The 9,768-nt window shown below is 52.6% G+C and carries 9 protein-coding genes, 2 tRNA genes and 1 pseudogene; 7 read left to right on the top strand and 5 right to left on the bottom strand.

Annotated elements, in window-relative coordinates; all coding sequences use genetic code 11:
* The first annotated feature begins 47 nt into the window (after positions 1-47).
* Positions 48-124 (top strand) — tRNA-Asp (locus GKAS_RS11860).
* Positions 125-289: 165 nt separating this feature from the next.
* The gene (dkgB, locus tag GKAS_RS11855) at positions 290-1,093 is read left to right on the top strand and encodes a 2,5-didehydrogluconate reductase DkgB (RefSeq protein ID WP_035894475.1); all 804 of its coding nucleotides are present in this window, start codon (positions 290-292) and stop codon (positions 1,091-1,093) included.
* A 107-nt stretch (positions 1,094-1,200) separates the two neighbouring features.
* Here the strand turns inward: dkgB and yafC are convergent, their stop codons facing one another.
* Positions 1,201-2,094 (bottom strand): DNA-binding transcriptional regulator YafC, encoded by an 894-nt coding sequence (yafC, locus tag GKAS_RS11850; RefSeq protein WP_035894473.1) that lies wholly within the window; start codon positions 2,092-2,094, stop codon positions 1,201-1,203.
* Positions 2,095-2,198: 104 nt separating this feature from the next.
* Between yafC and GKAS_RS11845 the strand changes: the two genes are divergently transcribed.
* Positions 2,199-3,374 carry an MFS transporter gene (locus tag GKAS_RS11845; protein WP_035894472.1) on the top strand — a complete coding sequence of 392 codons (1,176 nt, stop codon included), beginning with the start codon at positions 2,199-2,201 and terminating at the stop codon, positions 3,372-3,374.
* A gap of 141 nt (positions 3,375-3,515) precedes the next feature.
* Positions 3,516-4,310: an endonuclease/exonuclease/phosphatase family protein gene (locus GKAS_RS11840; RefSeq protein WP_035894471.1), complete on the top strand. Its 795-nt coding sequence runs from the start codon at positions 3,516-3,518 to the stop codon at positions 4,308-4,310.
* A 57-nt stretch (positions 4,311-4,367) separates the two neighbouring features.
* Here GKAS_RS11840 and mltD read toward each other — a convergent pair whose 3' ends face one another.
* Both mltD and gloB read right to left on the bottom strand, forming a co-directional pair.
* The gene (gene mltD, locus GKAS_RS11835; RefSeq protein ID WP_035894470.1) at positions 4,368-5,729 is read right to left on the bottom strand and encodes a murein transglycosylase D; all 1,362 of its coding nucleotides are present in this window, start codon (positions 5,727-5,729) and stop codon (positions 4,368-4,370) included.
* 71 nt (positions 5,730-5,800) lie between these two features.
* Positions 5,801-6,556 carry a hydroxyacylglutathione hydrolase gene (gloB, locus tag GKAS_RS11830; protein ID WP_035894469.1) on the bottom strand — a complete coding sequence of 252 codons (756 nt, stop codon included), beginning with the start codon at positions 6,554-6,556 and terminating at the stop codon, positions 5,801-5,803.
* Positions 6,557-6,589: 33 nt separating this feature from the next.
* On the opposite strand from gloB, the gene GKAS_RS11825 reads away from it, so the two are divergent.
* Positions 6,590-7,312 carry a class I SAM-dependent methyltransferase gene (locus tag GKAS_RS11825; RefSeq protein WP_035894468.1) on the top strand — a complete coding sequence of 241 codons (723 nt, stop codon included), beginning with the start codon at positions 6,590-6,592 and terminating at the stop codon, positions 7,310-7,312.
* On the opposite strand, the pseudogene rnhA reads toward GKAS_RS11825, so the two are convergent.
* Positions 7,309-7,886 (bottom strand): annotated as a pseudogene (rnhA, locus tag GKAS_RS11820) (ribonuclease HI). The gene GKAS_RS11825 and the pseudogene rnhA overlap by 4 nt on opposite strands.
* Between rnhA and dnaQ the strand changes: the two are divergent.
* Positions 7,840-8,571, top strand: a complete 732-nt coding sequence (gene dnaQ / locus GKAS_RS11815; protein ID WP_202209139.1) for a DNA polymerase III subunit epsilon — start codon at positions 7,840-7,842, stop codon at positions 8,569-8,571. The pseudogene rnhA and the gene dnaQ overlap by 47 nt on opposite strands.
* Before the next feature lie 130 nt (positions 8,572-8,701).
* A tRNA-Asp gene (locus GKAS_RS11810) sits at positions 8,702-8,778 on the top strand.
* A gap of 61 nt (positions 8,779-8,839) precedes the next feature.
* Here GKAS_RS11810 and GKAS_RS11805 read toward each other — a convergent pair.
* Positions 8,840-9,721 (bottom strand): LysR family transcriptional regulator, encoded by an 882-nt coding sequence (locus GKAS_RS11805; protein WP_035894464.1) that lies wholly within the window; start codon positions 9,719-9,721, stop codon positions 8,840-8,842.
* Positions 9,722-9,768 lie beyond the last annotated feature (47 nt).

The raw sequence follows: 9,768 nt of genomic DNA, 5'->3' as shown, positions 1-9,768 counted from the left end.
GCAGTAAACCGGGATGAATAATCCGGGTAGTGACAAAGAAATTCGGTGGAGCGGTAGTTCAGTCGGTTAGAATACCTGCCTGTCACGCAGGGGGTCGCGGGTTCGAGTCCCGTCCGTTCCGCCACTTATTAAGAGCCCTGAGCATAATTGCTCAGGGCTTTTTCTTTTTCTGCTGTCTAATTATTGCTGTTTTAGCAAAAATCCTCTGCATTAAACGATCTTTTTCCCGATCCTCTCGCTCGTCATAATGGTTTTCGTTAACCAATATTGATAAATAAAGAGGAAAATCATGACAATCCCTGCACTTGGCCTTGGCACCTTCCGCCTGAAAGATGACGTTGTTATCGCATCCGTTAAAACCGCCCTTGAGCTAGGTTACCGCACCATCGATACCGCGCAGATCTACGACAACGAAGCGGCCGTTGGTCAGGCGATTGCGGAAAGCGGCATCGCGCGTGATGAGCTGTTCATCACCACTAAGATCTGGATTGAAAACCTGGGCAAAGACAAGCTGATCGCTAGCCTCAAAGAGAGCCTAGAGAAGTTGCGTACCGATTATGTTGACCTGACGCTGATCCACTGGCCGTCTCCAAATGACGCTGTGGCGGTTGAAGAATTCATGGCTGCGCTGCTGGAAGCGAAACAGCAGGGCCTGACGCGCCAGATTGGTATCTCCAACTTCACTATTCCGCTGATGGAACGCGCTATTGCTGCCGTTGGCATTGAAAATATTGCGACTAACCAGATTGAATTGTCACCTTACTTGCAGAACCGTAAGGTGGTGGGTTGGGCGGCAGAGCATGGTATCCACATCACCTCTTATATGACGCTGGCCTACGGTAAAGCGCTGAAAGATGAAGTGATTGCTGAAATTGCGAAGAAACACAATGCGACGCCAGCGCAGGTTATTCTGGCCTGGGCAATGGGTGAAGGCTATGCGGTGATCCCATCTTCAACCAAGCGTGAAAACCTGGCGAGCAACCTGCTGGCGCTGGATCTGAAATTAGATGTCGATGATAAAAAAGCGATTGCTGACCTGGATTGCAACGACCGCCTGGTCAGCCCAGAAGGCTTGGCTCCAGAGTGGGACTAATGATGCGATAAACGGGCTACAACCCTCAAGTAGCTAAAGCAACTCACCCGGGCAGCACCCTCTGGTAGCCCGGGCGAGGCGTTTACGCCGACGCCGGGATCTCTCTATTACCGGTTGTCTTTCACATACTCGCTGAGAAAATCAATAAACGCTCTGATGCGCGTACTCACCGCACGGTCGCTGTAATACACGGCGCTAAAAGGCATTTCCACCGGCAGACGTTTATCAGCCAGCAGCTCAACAAACTCCCCGCTAGCAATTTCTTTATCCACCATATAGTCCGACAAGCAGGCAATGCCGTTACCGTGCAGACACAGTTGTTTAAGCGTCTCACCGCTGTTTGACGAAATTCCACTGCTAATTTCCATAAACTGGCCATCACAGCAGTAAACAGGCCAGGTGTTCAGTGAAGACGGTTCGGTAAAGCCAAGGCAAAGATGTTCTTTGAGGTCGACAACGTTCTCTGGTTTACCGTGGCGAGCAATATACTCCGGCGAGGCAATAATCTTCCTATAGCTGCTAAACAGTGGACGTGCGCGTAGGCTGGAATCCGTTAAAGTACCGGCGCGGATAGCGACATCAACCTTACGCTCAATCAAATTGATAAAGGTTTCGGAAGAGACCAGCGAAAGCGTCATTTCCGGGTAACGTTCGCGGAAAGGCTTCACCAGTGGCATCAGGAAGTGCAGCATCACCGGCGTGGCAGCATCCACGCGCAATAAGCCCCGCGGCGTGTTACGCGTATCCAGCAGCTCGTTCTCGGCAGCCGCCATCTCCTGCAGCACAACCTGCATTCGGCGGAAATAACGCTCTCCCTCTTCGGTCAGGCTCAACTGGCGCGTGGTGCGGTTAAGCAGACTCACGCCGAGCTTTGATTCCAGCTTCTTCACCGCCCGACTTACCGCCGAGTTGGCCTGCCCAAGCTGCTCGGCGGCACGGCTGAAACTGCCACTTTCCACTACCGCCACAAAAATGGCTATTTCTTCTGATGTCGCTCTCATTATTGCACCTGAAGCAAAATTCTATTGAGATTTTGAATATTTTTGTTATTTAAACACCCCGGCATACTACGTGTCATCTTAATACTGATGATGTGGAGTAAATTATGCCGCTAGCGCTTCTAGCCTTAACGATCAGTGCCTTCGCAATTGGCACAACCGAATTTGTGATTGTCGGCCTGGTCCCGACGATTGCTGAACAGCTTGCCATCTCTCTGCCTTCCGCAGGGATGCTGGTTTCTATTTATGCCCTGGGCGTAGCCATCGGCGCGCCGGTATTAACCGCGTTGACCGGCAAACTGCCGCGAAAACAGCTGCTGCTGGCGCTGATGGTGCTATTTACCATCGGGAACCTGCTGGCCTGGCAAGCGCCCGGGTATGCCACTCTGGTCGTCGCGCGTTTGCTGACAGGCCTGGCCCACGGCGTTTTCTTCTCCATTGGGTCGACGATTGCAACGAGCCTGGTACCTAAAGAGAAGGCGGCGTCGGCAATCGCTATTATGTTCGGCGGTTTGACCGTTGCTCTGGTGACCGGCGTACCGATGGGGACGTTCATTGGTCAGCATTTCGGCTGGCGGGAAACCTTCCTCGCCGTTTCTCTACTTGGGGTGATTGCGCTAATTGCCAGCGCGGTGCTTATCCCGCGTAATATCCCAGGGCGTGCGCCGGCAAGCCTTGCTGAACAGGTGAAAGTACTGACTCACCCACGCTTGCTGATGATTTACGCCATTACCGCGTTAGGCTATGGCGGCGTCTTTACTGCCTTTACCTTCCTGGCGCCGATGATGCAGGACCTGGCTGGCTTTACGCCAGGCGCGGTGAGTTGGATCCTGCTGGGCTATGGTGTGGCGGTAGCAATTGGGAACATCTGGGGCGGTAAACTGGCCGATAAACACGGCGCAGTACCCGCACTGAAGTTTATTTTCGCGGCACTGGCTGCACTGCTGTTGGTTTTCCAGTTTACGGCATCAATTCAGTACGCGGCTCTGGCCACCGTCCTCGTGATGGGTGTCTTTGCCTTCGGTAACGTTCCGGGCTTGCAGGTTTATGTGGTGCAAAAAGCAGAGCAGTACACTCCGGCTGCGGTCGACGTTGCCTCTGGCCTGAATATCGCCGCTTTTAACGTCGGCATCGCTATCGGTTCCGTCGTTGGTGGTCAAACGGTAGAGCATTATGGTCTGGCGCAAACACCGTGGATTGGCGCGCTGATCGTGGTGGTTGCACTGCTGCTGACCGGCCTGAGCGGTCGCCTGGATAGGCCTGCACGCGTCGCATTAGGCTAAGGCTGAAGGGTAAGCGAACGCTTACAGAAGTTCACGCAGCTTTATCACAAATAGCGTTGAAACCGCGGGCAAAAGCCCCTATAACAGAAGAACCTTCCTGGAATCAGGCGGGTTCTTTCGTTATTGAGGTTATAAAAGAAAGTGCGAAAAAATACCTACGCCATGCGCTATATTGCCGGACAGCCAGCGGAGCGGATTCTGCCTCCTCCCGGCGCTTATACCAGCATTAGCCAGGCGCTCTCGGTGGGTAAGCCGTTAAGCACGGAAGAGAACATTCGTATCCTGGTGTGGAACATCTTTAAACAGCAGCGGGCTGAATGGCTGTCGGTGCTGAATAAGTTCGGTAAAGATGCCCATCTGGTCCTATTACAGGAAGCGCAGACGACGCCTGAGCTGGTGAAGTTTGCGACCACTAACTATCTTGCCGCCGATCAGGTTCCCGCGTTTGCGCTGCCGCATCACCCATCAGGCGTGATGACGCTGTCCGCTGCCCATCCTATTTACTGTTGCCCATTGCGCGAACGCGAGCCGATACTGCGGTTAGCAAAATCAGCGTTAGTGACCGTTTACCCACTTCCTGACGCGCGCCTGCTGATGGTCGTCAATATTCACGCGGTTAACTTTAGCCTCGGCGTGGATGTGTATAGTAAACAGCTGATGCCTATTGGCGAACAGATTGCCCAGCACACAGGCCCGGTGATTATGGCCGGAGATTTTAACGCCTGGAGTCGTCCGCGGATGAATGCGTTGTATCGGTTTGCGCGCGATATGTCGCTGCGTCCCGTTCGTTTTGATGATGACCAGCGCCGTCGCGCATTTGGTCGTCCGTTAGACTTTGTGTTCTATCGCGGGCTAAGCGTGGCTGACGCCTCGGTTCTGGTGACCCGCGCATCCGATCATAATCCGCTGATTGTGGAATTTAGCCCGGGAAAATAGGGCGAGGGAAATAAAAAAGGCACCGGGGGAAACGGTGCCTTTTTTATGAGTTACCTGTCAGGAATCAGGACGGTCGCTGTTTTTTACAAACAACGTCAGCTGATCGCCCGGCTGCAGATTGGCCGTATCGCTGTTCCAGCGCATCACATCTTTGATGTTCACGCCGTGCCGTTTGGCGATGCTCGAAAGCGAATCACCTTTTCGTACGCGGTACGTAATACTGCTGTTATCGGCAAGACGCGCAGCGCTGCTGCCCGCACCTACCGTTAAGCTCTGACCGACTTTCAGATTGCTGCCACGCAGGTTGTTCCACTGCTGCAGGTCTTTCGCGTTCACGCCTAAACGTGAGGCAATACCTGACAGCGTGTCACCTGAACGTACCTTATAGCTACGGCTGGTCATCGGCGTGTTGTCGGCAACCAGCGTAGGCTGGAGATCGGCAATCTCACCGGAGGCCAGGGACTCACGCAGCTGATCCGCATGTTTCTGTGGCACCATCACGTACTTCGGACCGCTTGCACCGAGCGTAGAGCCTTTGACGCCCGCGTTAAAGGTCTTCAGCTTGCTGACAGGCATTCCTGCCATATCGGCCAGCTGTGAGATCTCTACCGGACTATCAACGCGTACGCGCGCCAATGCACGGCTTTCATCTGCGGTAGGCAGACGAACGCCATAGCGTTTGCTGTTCTTGAGGATGTCGCTCAAGGCCAGCATCTTAGGTACGTATAATTTCGTTTCCTGAGGCAACGGCAGTGACCAGAAGTCGGTGGGTTTACCACGGGCCTTGTTCACCTTCATTGCTTTCATTACACGGCCTTCGCCGCTGTTATACGCTGCCACGGTCAATAACCAGTCGCCATCGAACATTTTGTTCAGGCGCTGCATCATATCCAATGCTGCCGTTGTGGAAGCAACGACATCACGACGTGCGTCATAACTGCGGGTCTGTTTCAGACCGTAATTTCGCCCTGTGCTCGGAATGATCTGCCAAATGCCTGCGGCATTGGCACCAGACGTTGCGTGCGGGTCAAAAGCGCTCTCCACTATGGGTAGTAATACCAGTTCCATTGGCATGTTACGTTTCTTAACTTGCCCGGCTATCCAGTACATATACGGCTCTGCCCGTAAAGTTACATCGTGGAGATAGCTCTTATTTCGTAAGTACTTCTGTTTCTGTTCGCGAACCCGGGCGTTATCCGGGATTCCCATCTTTAGCTCGTCGCCAATGTAAGCCCACAAATCCTGGTCCTGCATGTCGAATGTCCCATCGTCCATCCAACGTGCCTGACTTGCGAACTTACCTGCTTCCCCTTGACTAGCCGCAGAAAGGCTCTGTGCGTGCTGTTGGACGTTACCTTGCTGTGAAGCCTGGCAACCCACGAGCAGGACAGAGGCGAGTAATATCGCTTTTGCCTTCATGTGTGTGTCAATAGTTGCTTAAAAGACGACCGATAATAACGACGAACTTTCGAAAACGCAACCCGGAAGTATCAGAAGTTATCTTTCTTTGACCGTAACCATGCAAAACGCTGCTCAGATTGTAGCAATTTTGTTTCTTTGCTTATTTCATCAATTAAATCAATATCATCCGTTCTTAAAAAGAGATTAATCTGACGCTCTTTTTTCAGAGTTGTGGGGAGTGTCATTTGCTTTTTCGCGCGTAACTCCTTCACTTCTCGATAGTATTCGTTAATGAACAAATCATGCGGTAAAACGCTCAGCGCAAACTTCATATTGGAGAGCGTGTACTCATGAGCGCAACAAATTAGCGTCTCTTCAGGCAACGTGTTAATGCTCTGCAACGACTGGTACATCTGGGCTGGCGTGCCTTCAAAAAGACGGCCGCAGCCCCCGGAAAACAAGGTGTCTCCGCAAAAAAGCCACGGGGCGCTGTAGAAACAGACATGTCCTAAAGTGTGGCCCGGCGTGGCGAAAACGTGAAAATCCTGGTTGAGGATGTGAATTTGGTCGCCGTCGGACACAATTTTTGTTGCCCCTTTGTTGTGAGTCTCTTTAGGGCCATAAACGTCAATATTCGGATAAGACTTAACGAGTTTGGCAACGCCGCCGACGTGATCGTTGTGGTGATGCGTTAAAAGGATCGCCTCAGGGTGCCAGTTGTTTGCCTTGATTGCCTCAAGCACCGGCGCGGCATCACCCGGATCGACTATCAAACAACGCCCGGTTTCATCATTAAGAACCCAGATGTAGTTGTCCTGAAAGGCTGGAATACTGTTAAGATTCATTTGTTACCTCTTAAACGCGTAGGGAAGGTTGTGATGAAACCGGCAAGGATACCTCAAACAGTCTCGGCGCCTGTCTCGTGGGCGCAAATGCCCTGGGGTGAATATTATCGCGAGGCTATCGATCGTCAACTGAAACCCTGGCTGGGAAAACTGTATGGTTTTCACCTGCTCAAGGTGGGAAACCTCAGCGCTGAGATCAATACTGAAGCCTGTGCTATCTCGCATCAGGTCAATATTTCTCTGGAAGGCAACCCGATGCAGGTGAAGGCAGATCCCCTGCATTTGCCATTTGCGGAGAAATCCGTTGATGCCTGCCTGCTGTCGCACACACTGCCCTGGTGCAGCGATCCTCATCGCCTGCTGCGTGAAGCTGACCGCGTGCTTATTGACGATGGTTGGCTGATTATCACCAGCTTTAACCCGATGAGCCTGATGGGGCTGCGTAAACTGGTTCCGGTGCTGCGTAAATCGACGCCCTACAATAGCCGGATGTTTACCCTGATGCGTCAACTGGATTGGCTGGCGCTACTGAATTTTGAAGTGATGCACCAAAGCCGGTTTCAGGTGCTTCCCTGGGCGAAACAGGGCGGGACGCTGCTCAGCACACACTTACCGGCGTTGGGTTGCCTGCAGGTGATCGTAGCGCGTAAGCGGACGTTTCCGCTTACGCTTAACCCGATGCGGCAGAATAAAGCCAAAAGCCGCATTCAGCAGGCCGTAGGGGCAACGCGACAGTACCGTAAACCGGATGCTTAAGCCTCCGGCTGATACCCAACATCGTCGTGCGTTGGTGAGTTGGCCGCCGTACGCGCCAGCTCATCGCAGCGTTCGTTTTCCGGGTGACCTGCGTGGCCTTTAACCCATTCCCAACGAATCTCATGCTTACCGAGCGCCGTGTCCAGGCGCTTCCACAGATCGACGTTTTTCACCGGCTTTTTATCCGCCGTTTTCCAGCCGCGTTTTTTCCAGTTGTGGATCCACTGGGTGATCCCCTGGCGAACATACTGACTATCGGTGCTCAGCACCACGGTGCATGGCTCTTTGAGCGCTTCAAGCGCGACGATGGCCGCCATCATTTCCATGCGGTTATTGGTCGTCAGACGGTAACCTTCGCTGAAGGTTTTTTCCCGCTGCTGATAGCGTAGAATGGCGCCATAACCACCCGGACCTGGGTTACCGAGGCAAGAGCCATCGGTGAAAATTTCTACCTGTTTAAGCATCTCTGGTAGACTTCCTGTATCTGCAATCAAAGTTAAACGGCAAGTCTGACATAAATGACTGATATGAGCACTGCAATTACACGACAGATCGTTCTGGATACCGAAACCACCGGTATGAACCAGATCGGTGCCCACTATGAAGGCCACAAGATCATCGAGATCGGTGCCGTCGAGGTGATAAACCGTCGTTTAACCGGCAACAACTTCCACGTTTACCTCAAGCCCGACCGGCTGGTGGATCCTGAGGCGTTCGGCGTTCACGGTATCGCCGATGAGTTTTTGCTGGATAAACCGACCTTTGCCGACGTAGCCGACGAGTTTATGGACTACATCCGCGGTGCGGAACTGGTTATCCATAACGCATCGTTCGATATCGGCTTTATGGACTATGAGTTTAGTAAGCTCAACCGCGGTATTCCAAAAACCAGTACCTTCTGCAAAGTCACCGATAGCCTGGCGCTGGCGAGGAAGATGTTCCCCGGCAAGCGTAACAGCCTCGATGCGCTCTGTTCACGTTATGAGATAGACAACACCAAGCGTACGTTGCACGGCGCACTGCTCGATGCCCAGATTCTGGCGGATGTCTATCTGACCATGACCGGTGGGCAGACCTCGATTAAGTTCTCGATGGAAGGCGAATCGCAGCAGCAGGTGGGAGATGCCGGTATTCAGCGCATTGTGCGTGCGGCAAGTAAACTACGTGTGGTTTATGCTACTGATGAAGAGCTGGCGAATCATGAATCGCGCCTCGACCTGGTGCAGAAAAAGGGCGGAAGCTGCCTCTGGCGGTCGTAAAACGGCTGTTTTTGCTGTGAAAATAAGCGTGTGGGCGATTTTTGCAGCAAACGATTCAAAAGTAGAGAAAAAGCGTTGACGGTTTGCCGGGGAATCCGTAATATTCGCCTCGTTCCCAAGGGAACACAGCGGAGCGGTAGTTCAGTCGGTTAGAATACCTGCCTGTCACGCAGGGGGTCGCGGGTTCGAGTCCCGTCCGTTCCGCCACTATTCAGAAAGCCCGAATCAGCAATGATTCGGGCTTTCGTCGTTTCTATCCCCTTACTTTTTATTCCTCGCCCAGCAACGCCTCCATACATTCCATAAACACCTGCATGGCAGGGCTAACGGCTTTTCCGGCATGGTGTGCGCAAAGGGCGCTAATTTTCATTGGCGTTGGGCTAAACGGGAGCTCTTGCAATTCACCGCTTGCTAGCTCTCGCTCGACGGTAAAACGTGGCAGGAACGACACGCCCAGATTTCCCGCCACGCACTGTTTAATGCTCTCAATACTCCACAGCTCAATGGTATTTCCCATAGTGATCGCCCGCTGGCGAAGCGTACTTTCAAAAATCTGCCGAAAAATGCACTGGGGCTCGTTGATAACAAAACTCACCGGAATGTGCTGATCGTGACGGGTGAAGTCGTAGCCATGAAATTCGGGGGATGCTACCAGCACGAGCGGCTGCTCACCAAAATAGCGCATCGTTAAGGCCTGATCGTTCCCAACCCGATAAAAGACCCCAAGATCGACCTTATCATCCAACAGCGCATCGCGAATGACGTAGCAGTTCAGTGATTGCAACGACAGTTTTACCTGCGGTGCCCGCTGCTTAAAGCGCTGCAAAACCTGCGGCATTTTATAAGCTAACAGTGTTTCGCCTGTCGCCACGCGTAGCTCCCCCGTCGGCTCGGCGTCCTGTTGGGCGGCCTGGCGAATAGAGGAGATAACGTTAGTCAGTTCATAAACGTGCGGTAGGATGTTTTTCCCCGCAGCGGTCAGGCACATTCGACGGCCAATTTTCTCGAAAAGCTGCATCGACAGCTCTTGTTCAAGCTGCTGAATATGAAAGGTAACAGTCGACTGAGTGCAGCACAGTTTTTGCGATGCGCGTAGGAACGAACCTTCTTCCACCACGGTTTTCAGCGTAATAAAACGGCGTAAATCCATCGTGACCTCAATGTATCGATAAATTCGAATTCTTAATCAGAAAACAT

Origin of the sequence: Kluyvera ascorbata ATCC 33433 (genome assembly GCF_000735365.1) — a bacterium.
GTDB lineage: Bacteria > Pseudomonadota > Gammaproteobacteria > Enterobacterales > Enterobacteriaceae > Kluyvera > Kluyvera ascorbata.
Note: the sequence above shows the minus strand (reverse complement) of the source record. Positions and strands in the feature narration are given on the sequence as shown.